At 73.1% G+C, this 15002-nt stretch carries 14 protein-coding genes; 4 read left to right on the forward strand and 10 right to left on the reverse strand.

What is annotated here, in order from left to right:
• Window positions 1-163 precede the first annotated feature (163 nt).
• A complete protein-coding gene (locus DEO23_RS11570) occupies window positions 164-1495 on the reverse strand; it encodes a class I SAM-dependent RNA methyltransferase (RefSeq protein WP_109276184.1) in 1332 nt (443 codons plus the stop codon).
• Between the two features lie 5 nt (window positions 1496-1500).
• The gene (locus DEO23_RS11575; protein ID WP_240613368.1) at window positions 1501-3690 is read right to left on the reverse strand and encodes an APC family permease; all 2190 of its coding nucleotides are present in this window, start codon (window positions 3688-3690) and stop codon (window positions 1501-1503) included.
• Between the two features lie 65 nt (window positions 3691-3755).
• Here DEO23_RS11575 and DEO23_RS11580 point away from each other — a divergent pair, with 65 nt between their 5' ends.
• Both DEO23_RS11580 and DEO23_RS11585 read left to right on the forward strand, forming a co-directional pair.
• The gene (locus DEO23_RS11580) at window positions 3756-4430 is read left to right on the forward strand and encodes a potassium channel family protein (RefSeq protein ID WP_109276185.1); all 675 of its coding nucleotides are present in this window, start codon (window positions 3756-3758) and stop codon (window positions 4428-4430) included.
• On the forward strand, window positions 4427-5161 hold the full coding sequence (locus DEO23_RS11585) for a potassium channel family protein (protein WP_109276186.1): 735 nt from the start codon (window positions 4427-4429) through the stop codon (window positions 5159-5161). The genes DEO23_RS11580 and DEO23_RS11585 overlap by 4 nt, the downstream gene beginning before the upstream one ends.
• Window positions 5162-5176: 15 nt before the next feature.
• Here the strand turns inward: DEO23_RS11585 and DEO23_RS11590 are convergent, their stop codons facing one another.
• The 4 genes from DEO23_RS11590 to dut are packed head-to-tail and all read right to left on the reverse strand — an operon-like array spanning window position 5177 to window position 7705.
• The gene (locus tag DEO23_RS11590; RefSeq protein ID WP_109276187.1) at window positions 5177-5947 is read right to left on the reverse strand and encodes a DUF3159 domain-containing protein; all 771 of its coding nucleotides are present in this window, start codon (window positions 5945-5947) and stop codon (window positions 5177-5179) included.
• Window positions 5944-6369 carry a single stranded DNA-binding domain-containing protein gene (locus DEO23_RS16420; RefSeq protein ID WP_240613369.1) on the reverse strand — a complete coding sequence of 142 codons (426 nt, stop codon included), beginning with the start codon at window positions 6367-6369 and terminating at the stop codon, window positions 5944-5946. The genes DEO23_RS11590 and DEO23_RS16420 overlap by 4 nt, the downstream gene beginning before the upstream one ends.
• Entirely contained in the window at window positions 6366-7196 is an 831-nt protein-coding gene (locus tag DEO23_RS11600; protein ID WP_109276188.1) for a DUF3710 domain-containing protein, read from the reverse strand. The genes DEO23_RS16420 and DEO23_RS11600 overlap by 4 nt, the downstream gene beginning before the upstream one ends.
• A 2-nt stretch (window positions 7197-7198) precedes the next feature.
• A complete protein-coding gene (dut, locus tag DEO23_RS11605) occupies window positions 7199-7705 on the reverse strand; it encodes a dUTP diphosphatase (protein WP_205678957.1) in 507 nt (168 codons plus the stop codon).
• 65 nt (window positions 7706-7770) lie between these two features.
• Here dut and DEO23_RS11610 point away from each other — a divergent pair, with 65 nt between their 5' ends.
• Window positions 7771-8298, forward strand: a complete 528-nt coding sequence (locus tag DEO23_RS11610) for a DUF3093 domain-containing protein (RefSeq protein ID WP_109276189.1) — start codon at window positions 7771-7773, stop codon at window positions 8296-8298.
• Window positions 8299-8380: 82 nt separating this feature from the next.
• Here the strand turns inward: DEO23_RS11610 and DEO23_RS11615 are convergent, their stop codons facing one another.
• Entirely contained in the window at window positions 8381-8677 is a 297-nt protein-coding gene (locus DEO23_RS11615; RefSeq protein ID WP_109276190.1) for a DUF4193 domain-containing protein, read from the reverse strand.
• Between the two features lie 273 nt (window positions 8678-8950).
• Between DEO23_RS11615 and sepH the strand changes: the two genes are divergently transcribed.
• Window positions 8951-10423, forward strand: a complete 1473-nt coding sequence (gene sepH, locus DEO23_RS11620) for a septation protein SepH (RefSeq protein ID WP_109276191.1) — start codon at window positions 8951-8953, stop codon at window positions 10421-10423.
• A gap of 71 nt (window positions 10424-10494) precedes the next feature.
• On the opposite strand, the gene DEO23_RS11625 is transcribed toward sepH, so the two are convergent.
• From DEO23_RS11625 to DEO23_RS11635, 3 genes are read right to left on the reverse strand one after another with little or no spacing between them, the layout of a single operon-like run.
• Window positions 10495-11622 carry an alkaline phosphatase family protein gene (locus tag DEO23_RS11625; protein ID WP_109276192.1) on the reverse strand — a complete coding sequence of 376 codons (1128 nt, stop codon included), beginning with the start codon at window positions 11620-11622 and terminating at the stop codon, window positions 10495-10497.
• On the reverse strand, window positions 11619-12191 hold the full coding sequence (locus DEO23_RS11630) for a DUF5998 family protein (RefSeq protein ID WP_109276193.1): 573 nt from the start codon (window positions 12189-12191) through the stop codon (window positions 11619-11621). The genes DEO23_RS11625 and DEO23_RS11630 overlap by 4 nt, the downstream gene beginning before the upstream one ends.
• Window positions 12192-12240: 49 nt before the next feature.
• Window positions 12241-14994 (reverse strand): GNAT family N-acetyltransferase, encoded by a 2754-nt coding sequence (locus DEO23_RS11635; RefSeq protein ID WP_109276194.1) that lies wholly within the window; start codon window positions 14992-14994, stop codon window positions 12241-12243.
• Window positions 14995-15002: the final 8 nt, after the last annotated feature.

Raw genomic sequence — 15002 nt, forward strand, 5'->3', positions numbered from 1 at the left:
CCTTCGATTGTGGGGCGTGTCGCCATCGTAATCCGCAGGGGCGTGCGGATCCGGTGGCTCGCAGTGCTCGACGACTCGCAGCAGGTCCGCCCCTCCGGGGGCCTCCGGGGAGCGTCGGGCGCTCCGCGTCCGGACCTTTTCTCTTGACGTCAAGATAAATATATCATGACGCGGGCGTCAGGACCGCCACCGACTCGATGTGATGGGTGTGCGGGAACAGATCGAAGGCCCTCAGGTCCTCGATGCGCCAGCCGGACTCCTCTGCCACGTGTAGGTCCCGGGCGAGGGTCGAGGGTTCGCAGGAGACGTAGACGATCCGTTCGCGGGTGCGCTCGCACAGCAGCCCCATCAGCTCGGGACCGAGACCCGCTCGCGGAGGGTCGACGACCACGCGATCGGCTCCGGCGCCCTGGGCGCGGACCCAGTCGGTCACGTCGCCGGTCTCGGCGCTCGCCTGCGGAGTCTCGGCGAGGTTCTCGGCAGCGAGGGCTCCGGCGCGCTTGTCCCCCTCCACGCTCAGCACCCGGCCGGCCGCGCCGACCTCGTCGGCGATCGCGGAGGCGAAGAGCCCGACGCCGCCGAAGAGGTCCCAGACCGTCTCGCCCTCGTGGGCCTCCAGGAGTCGCAGCACCACGGTGGTGAGCACCTCGGGCGCCTGGCGGTGCACCTGCCAGAAACCCGTGGCGCCGACGCGGAAACGACGCCCCTGGACCTCCTCGGTCACCATGCCGTCACCCTGCAGGGGCGTCAGCCCCCCGGAGCCCAGGACCGCGAGGTCGACGTCCTCCAGACCCGCGGGCACCGTCACCTCGCGCGCATCCAGGCGCTCCCCCACGAGCACGACGGCGGGGCGCCCCGTGGAGGGTGCGACGGCGTCCACGGCCTCCACGCCCGGCGCGTACTCGAGCTCGGGCAGGCCGAGGCCACGGATCTCGTCGGCCGCCAGGGGGTTCTCCCCCACCGGGCGGACCTCGTGGGAGCGCCAGCCGCGCATCCCCAGCAGCCCGTCGCTCCCGCGGGTCAGCCGCACACGAGTGCGCCAGCCCAGCCCGTCGGTGTCGTGGGGCGCGGGCTCGACCTGGGCTTCCTGGACCTCGAAGGTGCTCACCCCCGCGCGGGTCAGGAGATCCTGCAGCACCTCCGTGGCGAGTCGACGCTGGGCGTGCAGACCGATGTGCGCCCACTCCGCCCCGCCCACGCCGTCGGTCCCCGCCTGGGGCCACACGCTGGGCACCCGGTCGGGGCTGGGATCGAGGATCTCGAGGGTCTCGGCCCGCCAGAACCGGGCCTTGGCCGAGTTGCGGGAGTCCTCGAGCAGACGGGCGACGACGGTCTCCCCGGGCACGGCGCCGCGCACGAAGACCACCCGGCCCTCGTGCCGGGCGACGAAGGTGCCGCCCGCGGCCGGGGCCCCGACCGTCAGCGTGAGCAGCCTGCCGAGAGCCGTCCGCTCGGGCTCGGCGTTCGTCGCGCGCCCCCGGTTCTCCCGTGCCATCGTCCTCACCTTTCCGGGAGCCCTGAGCTCCTCGCGTGCTCGCGCGCCCGGCGGGCGCTGCGGTGGTCCTCGGTGGTCGCCGGCGTGCTGCCGGCCCGCGGTGGTGCGCCCCGGGCCGGTCCGGCGTCCCGCCCGAGCTGCCACGGCACGCTCGCGACGACGACCCGCGGCAGATGCGCGAGCCGGTCGCCGAGACGGCGCACGGAGTGGTTGTGCAGGGGCGAGAGCCACCAGTGTCCCACCAGGAACAGGGGGAGATAGACGATCACGACGTCACGGGGGTTGCGCGAGAGCAGACTGCGCACGTGGGCGAGCACCGGGGAGCTGATGTCCCGATAGGGAGAGTAGAGCACGCGCAGGGGGACCTGGGCACCGAGACGGTGCCAGCGCTCGACCGCCGCGCGGGTGTCCGCCTCCTCGTCGTGGACCGCCACCGCCTCGAGGGTCGTGTGCCGGGCCGCCGAGGCGACGGAGAGGGCGCGCATCGTCGGCCGGTCCAGCCCCGAGACCAGCACGATCCCGTGGGAGCGCGAGGGACGCGCGGTGCCCTCGTCGCCCGCGCCGGGGAGGTGGGGTCCGAGAACGGGCGCCGACCCGAGCTCCCGCTCCCCGAGGGCCGTGCCGGGGCCGACGTCGGCGCCTGCCGCCGCGTCAGCACCTGCCGCCTCGTCGGCGCCCTCGCCCGTGGCGGGGATCGTGAGCTGGGCGCGCACGGAGGCGTAGTGGCGTTCGATGAGGGTCATCAGCCCCCACAGCAGTGCGATGATCACCAGCGCGGCCCAGGCGCCGTGCATGAACTTGGTGGTGACCACGATCAGCAGCACGGTGGCGACGACGACGAAGCCGATCACGTTGACGACCCGTCGCAGACGCAGGGTGCGGCGCATCCCGCCGCGGATCTCGAGTCGGATGGCCCGCGTGAAGTGCCGGACCATGCCGAGCTGGCCCAGGCTGAAGCTCAGGAAGACCCCGACGATGTACATCTGGATCAGCACGCTCACCCGCGCGCCGGTCCACCACACCAGCAGCGCGGACGCCGCCGCCAGCAGGATGATCCCGTTGGAGTAGGCCAGGCGGTCCCCGCGCACGCGCATCTGCTTGGGGAAGCTGCCCGCGGCGGCGAGCACGCTCGCGAGATTCGGGAAGCCGTTGAACGCCGTGTTCGCGGCGATGAACAGGACCACACCGGTCACGGCGGTGACCGCATAGAACAGCGCCGACCCCGGGGCGGAGAGCGCCTCGGCGATCTGACCGATCACGGGCAGCTGCTGATAGCCGGGCACCGGTGCGCCGCCGCGGGTGAGCTCGTGCGCCGGGTCCTCGACGTACTTCACGCCGGTGCGGGCCGCGAGGGCGATGATCCCGAGCACCATCACCGAGGAGATCGCCCCCAGGGCGATCAGCACGAGGCCCGCGTTGCGCGCCTTGGGCGGACGGAACGAGGGCACCCCGTTGCCGATCGCCTCCACGCCCGTGAGCGCGGCACTGCCGCTCGAGAACGCCCGCAGCACCAGCAGCGCACCACCGAAGGCGGTGAGCCCGTGGGAGAAGCCGGGGTCGGCCACGAGCTCCAGATCGGCACTGGGGGCCCTGCCGAGACCACCCGTCAGCGACTGCACCGCGCCCAGCACGATCAGCACGCCGATCGCGGCGATGAACAGGTAGACGGGGATCGCCAGGAGCGCGCTGGACTGACGCACCCCGCGCAGGTTCACCAGCGCGATCAGTGCGATCAGCCCCAGCGCGACCCACATCTCGTGGTGGTGCAGGACGCGCAGGATGCCCGAGGAGTAGTTCGCGGCCTGCGCGACCGAGACCGCGACGGTCAGGGCGTAGTCCACCAGCAGCGCGGAGCCGACCAGCCTGCCGGCACCGCGGTGGAGGTTCCGGCGCACCACCTCGTAGTCGCCGCCGCCCCCGGGGTACTCCCGGACCGTGTTCAGCCCGGTGAGGACCACGACGGCCATCAGCAGCACGACGGCCACGGCGACCCACCAGCTGATGACGTACCCGGTCACACCGGCCAGGGCGAGCGTGAGCAGGATCTGGTCCGGGGCATAGGCGACCGAGCTCAGCGCGTCCGAGGAGAAGGTCGGCAGCGCGAGCCGTTTGGGCAGCCGTTCGCGGGACAGACGGTCCGTCGCGAAGGCGCGCCCGAGGACGAGTCGCTTGAGCGCTCCGGATGGGCCAGGCACGGCGTCCACTCTACTGGCGCCGGAGCCCACTGAGATCCACGTGCCGGGCGGTCTATCGTGGCCCTGTGCACTTCGTGATCATGGGCTGCGGCCGAGTGGGGGCGATGCTCGCCCACAAGACTCTCGCCACCGGGCACGAGGTCACGGTGATCGACCGTGATCCCGTGTCCTTCCAGCGTCTGGGCCGGGACTTCCCGGGGCGCTGCGTGACGGGCATCGGCTTCGACCGGGAGACCCTCGAGGAGGCCGACATCCGCTCCGCCGCCGGCTTCGCGGCGGTCTCCAGCGGTGACAACTCCAACATCATCGCCGCCCGGGTGGTGCGCGAGGAGTACGGCCTGCGCAACGTCGTGGCCCGCATCTACGACCCCCGGCGCGCCGAGGTGTACGAGCGCCTGGGGGTGGCGACCGTGGCGACGGTGCGCTGGACCAGCGCGCAGATGCTGGGGCGTCTGATCCCCGGGGCGGCGAGCCGCGAGTACCAGGACATCTCGGGGAAGGTCACGATGATCGCGGTCGTGCCCGAGGGCTCCTGGATGGCGGTGCCGCTGACCCGCATCGAACAGGAGACGGAGGCACGGGTCGCGCTGCTGACGCGGCTCGGCGAGGGCGTCCTGCCGAACCCCACCACCCGGCTCCAGGAGGGCGACGTGCTGCACCTGATGGTCCCCACCGCTCGGCTGGCCGAGATCGAGAGCACGCTGACGCACCCCCGCACCGTCGAGGAGGACGCACGATGAGGGTCGTGATCATCGGAGCCGGCAGCGTCGGCCGCTCGATCGCGCGGGAGCTGCTGACCAAGGGTCGCTCGGTCACGCTCGTGGACCGGCAGGTCTCCCCCGAGAAGCGCTCCTCGGTGACGGGAGTGCAGTGGGTCGAGGGCGACGCGGCCGAGCTCGCCGTGCTCTCCGAGGCCGATGTGGCCGCCGCCGACGTCGTGGTCGCCGCGACCGGTGACGACAAGGTCAACCTGGTCGCCTCGATGCTCTCCAAGACCGAGTTCCTGGTGCCGCGCACGGTCGCCCGCGTCTCGCACCCCTCGAACGAGTGGATGTTCGGGGACATGTGGGGCGTGGACGTCGCGGTCTCGACACCGCGCACCATGACCGCACTGGTCGAGGAGGCCGTGAGCGTCGGGCGCACGGTGAAGATCTTCAGCTTCTCCGGGTCGGGGACCGACATGGTGGAGATCACGATCCCCCGGCGCAGTCCCGTCGTCGGTCGGGCCGTCGGGTCCATGCGCTGGCCCGCGGCCTGCGTGCTGGTGGGCATCATCCGCGACGGTCAGCCGCTCGCGCCGAGCCCCCACGACGGGCTCGAGGCCCACGACGAGCTGCTCTTCCTCGCCGAGGCCGGGAGCCTCTCCTCGCTCGAGCAGCTGCTGGCCCCGCCCAGCACCCCGGAGGATCCCGAGGAGCTCCCGAGCATCCGCGGTGACGAGAAGCCGGAGGCACGCGCCGAGGAGCGCTGAAGCGCTCGCCTCGGATCAGGGGACGCGGGGGCCCTCGCCCGCCGCGTCGGTCGGATCCGTCTTCCCGTCCGCCGAGCTCTCCGTCGCCTCCAGACGGGCGACGACCGAGCGGTGCAGCATCCAGATCAGCCAGATCACCAGGGCGAACAGGGGCAGCCCCATCACCAGCTTGGCGACGCCCAGCGCGGCGACCGCCCCCGTCAGGTACAGGGGCAGCTGCACGGCCAGCTTGAGGGCGTAGAGACCGACGAGCATCCAGGTGGCGAGCGTGTACGCACGACGCGCGGCGGGCAGGGAGCGCCACGCCGCAACGCGCGGATCCAGGAGCGAGACCACCAGGCCGACGAGCGGGTGACCGACCAGGATGGTGATCAGCAGGATGACGGCGCTCACGCCGTTGACGATCAGCCCGGGCACGTAGAAGTCGGTGCCCTGCCCCGAACGGATCGCCCAGATCGCACCCACCGCCACCCCGACCAGCCCACCGACCACCTGGGAGGGGTTCTGGCGCTGCACGAGCCGGACCACCAGGGCGATCGCGACGACCGCGATGGCGGCGATGCCCGCCACCGGGATCGACCGGGTGAGGACGAACAGGACGACGAACAGGGCGGTGGGCAGTGCCGACTCGAGGACGCCGCGGGGCCCTCCGAGAGCTGCCGAGACCGAGAACTCCTCCCCCGCCAGCACGGACCCCATGCCCGAGCGCGGTGCCGCATGCGTGCCGGCGGACGGTCGGGGCCGGGGATCCGAGCCACCGGCGGAGCCGCCGCCGGTCGCGCTCATGCGTCCTCCTCCTCGTCCGGGAGGCCGGTGATCTCGTAGCGCGGGTTGTACATCACCCGGTGGTCGCCACGACGGGCGGCGACGCCCTCCAGGACGAGCCGGGTGCCGGGGCCGATGCCGGGGATGCGGGACTGCCCGAGCCAGATCGCGGTCACCGTCCCGGTGCCGTCGAAGACGTCGATCTCCACCGAGCACGGGGCGCTCGCGGGCTGGATCACGACCGAGCTGACGAAGCCGGTGACGCGCACGGGCCGCCGACGCTCGATGTCCTGGGCGCAGTCGAAGCCCGCTTCGCGGGCACGACGGCCGGCCTCGCGCGCGTCGAGCACCTCGCTGTCCACGAAGTGCCCACGCACGCGCTGGGCGAGCTTCTCGGCCCGCCGTGTGCTCTCGGCGTGACGGTGGGGCGTGCGCGTGCTCATCCGATCTCCGTGATCTCGGGACCGCGCGCGAGCGGGTCGAGGGGGTTGTCCTCCGCGGGAACGACCCCGGGTCGCTGCCCGGGCAGATTCAGCGGGATCAGCTCCTGGGGTGCCATCGCGTCACTGCCGCGGACGACGACGATGCGGGAGAGGAGGGTCTCGAAGGTTCGGGAGGCCTCGGCATCGCCGAGGGCCGGGCCGGAGAGGATCGCCCGCAGCAGCCAGCGCGGGCCGTCGACGCCGATGAACCGCGCGGGGCGGTACCCCACGCGCCCGTCGGCCCTCTTCACCGGCAAGCGGGTGATCAGCTCGGTGCCGAAGGGGCCGGTGCGGGTCTCGGCGGTGCCGCCCTGGTCAACGACCGAACCGCGCAGCGAACCGCGCACCTCCTCCCAGAGGCCGCGGGACTTCGGGGCGGCGAACGCCTGCACCTGCAGCGCGGATCCCTCGACCACGAGGTTCGCGCCGGTGACGGCATGGGTGCGCTGGTCCATCTCCATGCGCAGCTCCATGCCCTCGACCATCGGCACCTGCAGGCCGCCGAGGTCGATGCGGTCCTCCTCCGGCGCCTCGTCCGCGTCGAAGGGACCGTCCTCCAGGTGCGAGCGGTCCTCGTCCGGCTCCACCGTCCCCTCGGTCCGGTCCTCGCCCGCGGGCACGGCCTCGGCCGTGGCCGGGGCGGCCGTGGGATCGGCGTCGACGTGCGACGCCGCGGCGGTCTCCTCGGCGGCGCCGCTCGGCTGCTCCGGCGTCTCCTGGTCAGGTGCGTCGGCCCTGGTCCCGGCCTCCGCGCGCCGTGCGTCCTTCTTCCTCGAGAACAGTCCCATGCTCACTCCTTCCGATCCGCCGTGCCGGCGGATGCGCGCAGTCCGCCGCTCGAGCCGAAGCCGCCGTCCGAGCGGTCGGTGTCCTCGAGGGTCTCGACGACCTCGAGGTGCGGGGCGATGAACGGCACCACCACCAGCTGGGCGATGCGGTCACCGCGATGGACGGCGACGTCCTCGGCGGCGTCGAGATTGACCAGCGCCACGCGGATCTCGCCGCGGTACCCGGCGTCGACGACGCCGGGGCCGTTGAGCACGGTCACCCCGTGGCGCACGGCGAGGCCCGAGCGGGGGCAGACCAGACCCACGGTGCCGCTGGGCAGCGAGACGGCGACCCCGGTGCCCACGAGCGCGCGGCCTCCGCTCGGGATCACGACGTCCTCCGAGCTGACCAGGTCGAACCCGGCGTCGTCGGCGTGGGCCCGGTAGGGCAGGACGGCGTCCTTCGTCAGCACCACCGGCATGCTCGGGGCGGGCTCACCCGGCGCCTCGGTGGTCTCGTCGATGCTCATGTCCCCAGAGTAGGCGCAACATCTGCACGCAGGCCGCTCCCGGGCGCGCGTGAGACGATGAGCGCATGTCCGACGCCTCGTCCGATCACACCGCTCCGCCCTCCTCCGACCTGGGTGATCCCGATGCCGCCGACGCGGTCTCCGCGGGGGAGATCCTGCATCGCGAACGACTGCTCCCGAGTGTGGGGACGTGGATCGTGGGCATCGCCTTCGGCAGTGTGCTGGGCGTCATCCTGGTGCCCCTCTCGCACTTCTTCGCGATCCTCACGGGGATCCTCGGCATCGCCTCGATGTGTCTGCTGCTGGTCCTCGCGAGCCCCGTGATCGAGGTGGTGGGCGATCGTCTGCGGGCCGGCCGCGCGGAGATCCCGGTGGGTCTGCTGGGCGAGCCCGAGGTGCTCGGTCGCGAGGGCTGGGAGGACGCGATGTCGCGCGGCTTCGAGCCCCTGGCCTTCCACCTCACGCGCGGATGGGTGCACTCTGGGATCCGGGTGCCCGTGCTGGACGAGCAGGACCCGGCACCGGCATGGGTGCTCTCGAGCCGTCGTCCCGAGGACCTGGCACTGGCGCTCCGCACCGCCCGACAGGGCTGAGCACCGGCGCACGAGAGAGGGCGGGGGCGGTCACCGATCCGGTGACCGCCCCCGCCCTCGTCGCAGTGGGTTCAGCGCGAGCTCAGGCGCATTCCTTGCAGATGATGACCGTGCCCTCGACGTGGTCGATCTGGCTGCGGTGCTTCACCAGGAAGCAGCTGCCGCAGGTGAACTCGTCCGCCTGGCGCGGCAGCACCCGGACGGAGAGCTCCTCGCCGGAGAGGTCGGCCCCCGGGAGCTCGTAGCCGTCGGCGACCTCGGCCTCGTCCTCGTCAACGGTCGGTGCCGCGGCTTCGTTCCGACGCCCCTTCAGCTCCTCGATCGAATCCTCGGAGGACTCGTCGTCGTTCTTGCGCGGTGCGTCGTAATCAGTGGCCATCAGAAGTCAATACCTCGATCAGGAGAAGGGTCGGGTGACCGGGCAGAAAAGGAGCCGCTGGCCTGCGCGGCTTCGGACTCCCCCGGCGTGCCCCTCGGTGTCTATCCACGCCGGATGCGGCGCGATTATTGCAGAGGAGGGCTCACATCACAACATCGCGGCCCCGCGGTGCCATCGGGGCGCTGCGTCCCGCGCGTCAGCCGTGGTCGCGGCGCACTCGGGTTCTATGATTCGATCACGTCGCGGAACCTGCTGCGACGGGAGAGGACCACGATGCGAGAGCTCGAGCTCGACGGGATCCATGACGACGGTGAGCACATCGTCCTGCGCGATCTCGACGGCGAGCAGTACACGCTGCGGATCGACGAGGCCGTGCGCGCCGCCGTGAGACGGGACCGCCCCGCACTGGGACTGATCCAGTCCTCGGAGGCGACCGCCCTGCGACCCCGCGAGATCCAGGCGATGCTGCGCGCCGGACACACCGCGGAGAACATCTCCCAGATGGCCTCCATCGACCTTGAGCACGTGCGCCGGTACGAGGGGCCCGTGCTCGCCGAGCGCGGCTTCACGGCCGAACGCGCCCGCACCTTCAAGGTGGACCGCTCGGGCGGGCCGGTCCTGGATTCGATCGTGACCGAGCGGCTCGCCGCCCGGCAGGCGCTCGAGGGCACCCGCTGGGACGCCTGGCGCCTTCCCGACGGCACCTGGAACCTCGAGCTCGTCTTCCGCTCCGGCGGCCGCGAGCGCGAGGCGCACTGGATCGCGGACATGATCCGGCAGATCGTGGTGGCCGAGGACGACGAGGCCCGCTGGCTCAGCCTGGACGACGACGCGCTGGACCAGCCCGTCGTGGGCAGGGCGCGCCTGACCTCCCTCAAGAGCTCCGTCTACGACCAGGAGTCGGACGCCGACGGCGCCTCCGCCAGGCCTCGTCGCAGCACGCCCCGCAGCCTGCAGCGCCCGGGCTCCGTGCCGCCGCAGGAGCAGACCGCGGAGGACGAGCGCCCCGTCGGCACCGGCTCCGCCGCCGACGGCGACCCGATCGACGAGGACGCGCTCGAGCAGATCAACGCGCGCCGAGGCCTGCGGCCCGTCCCGCTGGCCGGGGACGAGGAGCCCACCTGGTCGACCCTCGAGGAGGACGAGCAACGCAGCACGCGCGCGGCCGACGAGGAGGCGGAGCGCGAGTACGCCGTCAGCGGCTCCCACCCGGACCAGGACACCCTGCCGGAGGCCTACGACGAGGACGACGTCGACGGCGGCACCGACCGTCCCGAGGACGACCAGCTCGACGTCACCGGGGGCCCCGAGGGCGACACCGACCCGGGCGAGGACCCGGAGGCGGACGGCCGCACACCGCTCGTGGTCCCGGGCCGCACTCTCGACGAGTCCGTGGCCGAGGGCACCGAGGACCCGCGGGAGGACACCCACACCCCTGGGACCGGGGAGGCCACCCGCGGAGCGGCCGGTGAGCGGCCCGCCGCTGCCGTGCCCAGCAACGACACGGTCGACCTCACTCCCCTGCCCGGCTTCGACGACGTCCCCACCCGTGCGTCCGCGAACAGCGGGGAGCAGGACACCGCTGCGAAGAGCGAGGACCCGGCCCCGGACAGCGGTCCCCGGCGCGGGACGAAGAAGGACACGAAGAAGGGCGAGAAGAAGAACGGCTCCTCCTCGCCCTCACGGGCGAAGCGGTCGAGCATCCCCAGCTGGGACGAGATCGTCTTCGGCTCCAAGCACGACTGAGCGACGCCGAGGGGCGACGACACCGGACGGCGGAGCGCCCGGGGCTGCTTGCCCCGGGCGCTCCTGCGCGCTCAGGCCTCCAGGGTCAGCAGCGGCACGAGCGACTCCGCGACCGTCAGCGACCCGTGGACGCCGATCTCGGGGCGTCTGTCCGGCGGGTGGCGACGCGAGTCGTCCACGACGGTGCGTCCGCGGCTGAGCACGATGGCGTCACCCAGCCTGCCCTGCACGTGCGCGGGGACGTCGAGGCCGACGGGGCCGAGCAGGCCGACCTCCAGCACCTGCGCGCGGTCGAGCACCAGGGCGTCCTCGCCGACCCTCTCGCGCACGGCGCTGATCAGATCGGGTGCCTCGTCCCGCTCGCGCGCGAACAGGGTGAGCGCCCGGGGTTCCCCGGCCACGCCCGCCAGGCGGTCGGTGACGGCGGGCGAGGTGGCGAGGTCGATCAGGTGCGCGGGTGAGGTGTCGACCATGCCGTGGTCAGCGGTGACGTGCAGGCGGGTCCCCGAGGGCACGCGACGCAGCAGCGCTGCGATCAGGGCGTCGGCCTGCGCCAGGGCGTCCCGCCAGGGATCGGAGTCGATGCCGTACCGGTGGCCGGCATGGTCGACGTCGTCGACGTGCACATGCACCAGCGCACCGTCGCCGCCGGCGCGCAGGGCGGCGAGGGCGGCTCCCACCCGGCCGTCGCGGGATCTCTGGGCGAAGAACTCCCAGCCCCGGAACGCGACCCCGGTCAGCAGGCTCCGCCCGTGCTTGGCGGGGGCCACCTGCAGCACGGGGCGCTCGGCCCGCTCGGCGGGCACCGGGAGCGGCATCCACTGCCCGGGGTCGATGTCCTCGGCACCCTTCAGCTGGTTGATCGCGCGCCCGGAAGCAGGGTCGCGGGTGAGGTACCCCAGGACCCCGTGCTGCAGCGGGCTCATCCCTGTCACCAGCGACGTCATGGCCGTCGCGGTGGTCGACGGTGCGACCGTGCGGAGGGTGCGTGTCTCGGAGCGGAGCCGGCGCAGGGTCGGGGTGAGGGCGAGATGATCCTCGAGTAGCTGAGCCCCGAGCCCGTCGACGAGGACGACGAGGTCCTGGCCACCGGACATCGAGGCGAGCAGCGGCGCGAGCACGTCCATCTGACCCGGGTGTGCACCGTCCGCGAAGGGCGCCTCGAGCAGGCTCCCGGCGCTCCCCGGCGACGGGGTCATCCGGCGTCGTCGATCGCGTCGAGCAGCTCGTCGTGGAAGCGCACGGCGGCGTCGACCGCGTCCTGGCCGTCGGCCAGGGCGCTCACCCGCAGGGCGAGGTCCGCCGGGGCGAGGGAGCCGTTCCAGCCGTGATCGGCCTGGCACTCGGGGTCCTCGCACCAGGTGCGCTCGAGCTCGAGGCGGCGGCTGCCGCCCCAGGTGACGGCGATCGTGACCTCGGCCTCGCTGCCGCGCACGCGGGTGCCGTCGGAGTCGAAGACCTGCGACATGCCGGTCGTGCGGACCTGGTCCAGGCGGATCCGCTCCGTGGTCGAGACCACCTGGCTGGGATTGAGCTCGTCGGCCGGGTCGTCGTCGAGGTGGGTGACGACGAGATGCCGCGCCGTGATCACCAGGACCGTCAGGTGACGGCGCACCTCGGGGCCGTCGAAGGTGGTCTCCGGCCGCACCAGGTGCGCCCGCACCGGGGCCGTCCGCAGGGCGCGCTGCACGCAGGCGGCCGCGGTCTGCGGGAAGTACCCGGCGGTCTCGAGCTCGCCGAGCAGATCGGTAGGAAGGGCGGTCGACATGTCCCCCATCCTTCCACGCGGGAGGAAGCCCGGAGGACGCCGGTACGCCTCAGGTCGAGGCCGGGCCGCTCAGGGTGCGACGCAGCCCGTCGCTGCGGTTCGGGGCGTGGGCGACCTCGGCGCGTGCGCCCACGATGGCGCAGCCGCTGCGGCCCACGACCACGGGGTGCAGCACCAGGGAGTGCAGCTCCGGGAGGTCCTCGGCCATCAGGCCCACGCGGATCACGAGGTCCTCGAGCTGCGTCCTGTCGGCTGCGGGCAGGCCCTGGTGACCGCGCAGGCGCACAGAGGTGGCCGGGCCGTCGATGAGGCGCCCCACGGACTCCTCGTCCAGGGGCGGGATGGCGTAGGAGACGTCGTCGAGCAGGTCGGTCGCGTCCCCCGCGAGGGAGAAGGCGAGCACCGGTCCCAGCGACGGGTCCTCGACGCTGCGCACCACCACGGGGATGCCGGGGGCGGCCATCGCCTGGACGGTGAGGTCGGCGCCGGAGAAGGCGAGATCCCGGCGCATGAGGCCGACAGCCTGGCGGAGCTGGGAGGCGTCGGAGATGTCCAGGCGCACACCGCCGAGGTCGGAGCGGTGGCTGAGGACCGGATCGGCGCTCTTGAGAGCGACCGGGTACCCGATCTCCTCGGCGGCGCGCACGGCCTCCTCCGCATCGCTCACGGTGCGGGAGGTCAGCAGCTGCAGGCCGTAGGCGGCCAACAGCTCGGCGGTGGTCTCCTGGTCCAGGGTGCGGGGCGCGCCGGCAGGGAATCCGGTCGCGCTCAGCGCCTCGCCGACGATCTCCCGGGCACGCTCCCGCTCGATGCCCTCACGGCCGGCGGGTGCCTCGCCGCCGATCGCGCCGCGTCGAGCGGCGAGCATCCCGGCGGCCGCCCGGATCCCGAGGAAGGGCGTGGGGTGCAGCGGAGGCATGGCCCCGTCGGTGCGGGTGGCCTCCTCGAGTGCCTCGCGGCGGACATGGTCGGTGACCACGCAGACCACCAGGCGCACATCGGCCGAGCGGGCGGTCCGCGCCATCCGCGCGAGGGACGGAGCGAGGTCCTCGCCGAGGGCGTCCAGCAGCGCCACCACGACCACGTCGACGTCGCCGAGCGCCGCCAGCGAGGTGAAGGTGCGCTCGACGAAGCGCGGGTCCGTGCTCAGCGGCGTGCGGCGGTCGTCCCGCACCACGTGCAGGCCCGCGGCGTCCGCCGCGCCGCGCAGGGACTCCCCGAGCGCGGCCGTGTTGGCCAGCAGGCCCACCCGATCGCCGGGCGGGACCCCCTGCCGATCCAGCGCGTCGACGACGTCCGTGAGGTGGTCGACGCTGCCGGTGGGGACGACACCCGCGGAGACCAGCACGTGGTCCAGGGCGCGACGGGGCAGCGTCGAGCGGCGCACGTCGTGTCCGGGCGGGGCGCCGGTGGTGGTCCCCGGCGGCCTGAGCACCACCAGCGGGGTGTCCCGGGTGATCCGCCGGGCGATCCGCGTGAACTTGCGGGGGTTGCCCATGGACTCCAGGGCGAGAGCGATCACGCGGACGTCCTCGTCGTCCTGCCAGTGCTGGAGGGTGTCGTTGAGCGAGACGTCGGCGCGGTTGCCCACGGCGACGAACTCGTGGATGCCGATGCCGCGTGCGTCGACCCCGCTGAGCAGCATCGCCGAGAGCGCCCCGGACTGACCGGCGAGCGCGACACCGCCGGTGCGGGGGGCGTGCGGGATCAGGGAGACGTTCAGCGGGTCCTCACCGGTGCGCAGGAAGCCCAGCGATCCCGGTCCGAGCACGCGCACGCCCTCGCGTCGTGCCGCGGTGACGAGCCGTCGCTGCAGACCGGCGCGCCCGCTGCTCCCGCCCCGGCCCGGCTCCCCGGCGGGGGCGTCCCCTCCGGTCGCGGTGAACGCCTCGGTGGGCACGAGGACGGCACGCACGCCGGCGCGGCCGCACTCCTCGACCGCGGCGATGCAGTCCTCGGCGCGGGCGAGCGCGATCACGGCGAGATCCACGGGGCCGGGGACGTCGGAGATCCGGGAGGCGGTCCGGTGCCCGCCGATCTCGAGGGCGTCCTTCGCGATCACGTGCACGGAGCCGTCGTAGCCGGAGTCCTCGAGATGCGAGAGGATCCGCCCGCCCATGGAGTCGCGCTGCGCGGAGACCCCGAGCACCGCGATCGAGCGCGGATGCAGCATCCGCTCCATCGCCCGGGACTCGGCACGGTGCTCGCGCTCGGCGATCACGGCGCGGGAGCGCTCGGTGGGGTCGATGCCGAACTCGACCACGACGACGCCGTCGTCGTAGGTCCGGCGGACGTCGAAGCCGGCGTCGATGAACACGTTGATCATGCGGCTGTTCTGCGGGAGCACGTCGGCCAGGAAGGTCGTGATCCCGTGTTCACGGGCGGCGGCCGCGAGGTGCTCGAGCAGCACCGAGCCCAGGCCCTTCCCCTGCTGGGAGTCGGAGACGTTGAAGGCGACCTCGGCCTCGCTGCTGTCCTCGATCCGGTCGAAGCGGCCCACGGCCACGATGTTCTCCCCGATCAGCACGATCAACGCCACCCGGTCGCGATGGTCCACGACGGTGAAGCGCTCGAGGTCCCGCGCCGAGAGCGTGGGCATGGGCGCGAAGAAGCGCAGGTACCTCGAGTGCTCGGACTGGGCGGTGTGGAAGCGCTGGAGGGCCTCGGCGTCCTCGGGCAGGATCGGCCGCAGGTGCGCCGCGCTGCCGTCGCTGAGGGCGATGTCGGCCTCCCAGTGCGCGGGATAGGCCGCTGCGGGCGTCCGGTCGGAGCGGCCGATGCCGTCCTCGCCTCGTGCTCCCATGCCCCGAT

The sequence above is a fragment of the Brachybacterium endophyticum genome, assembly GCF_003130585.1.
Classification (GTDB): domain Bacteria; phylum Actinomycetota; class Actinomycetes; order Actinomycetales; family Dermabacteraceae; genus Brachybacterium; species Brachybacterium endophyticum.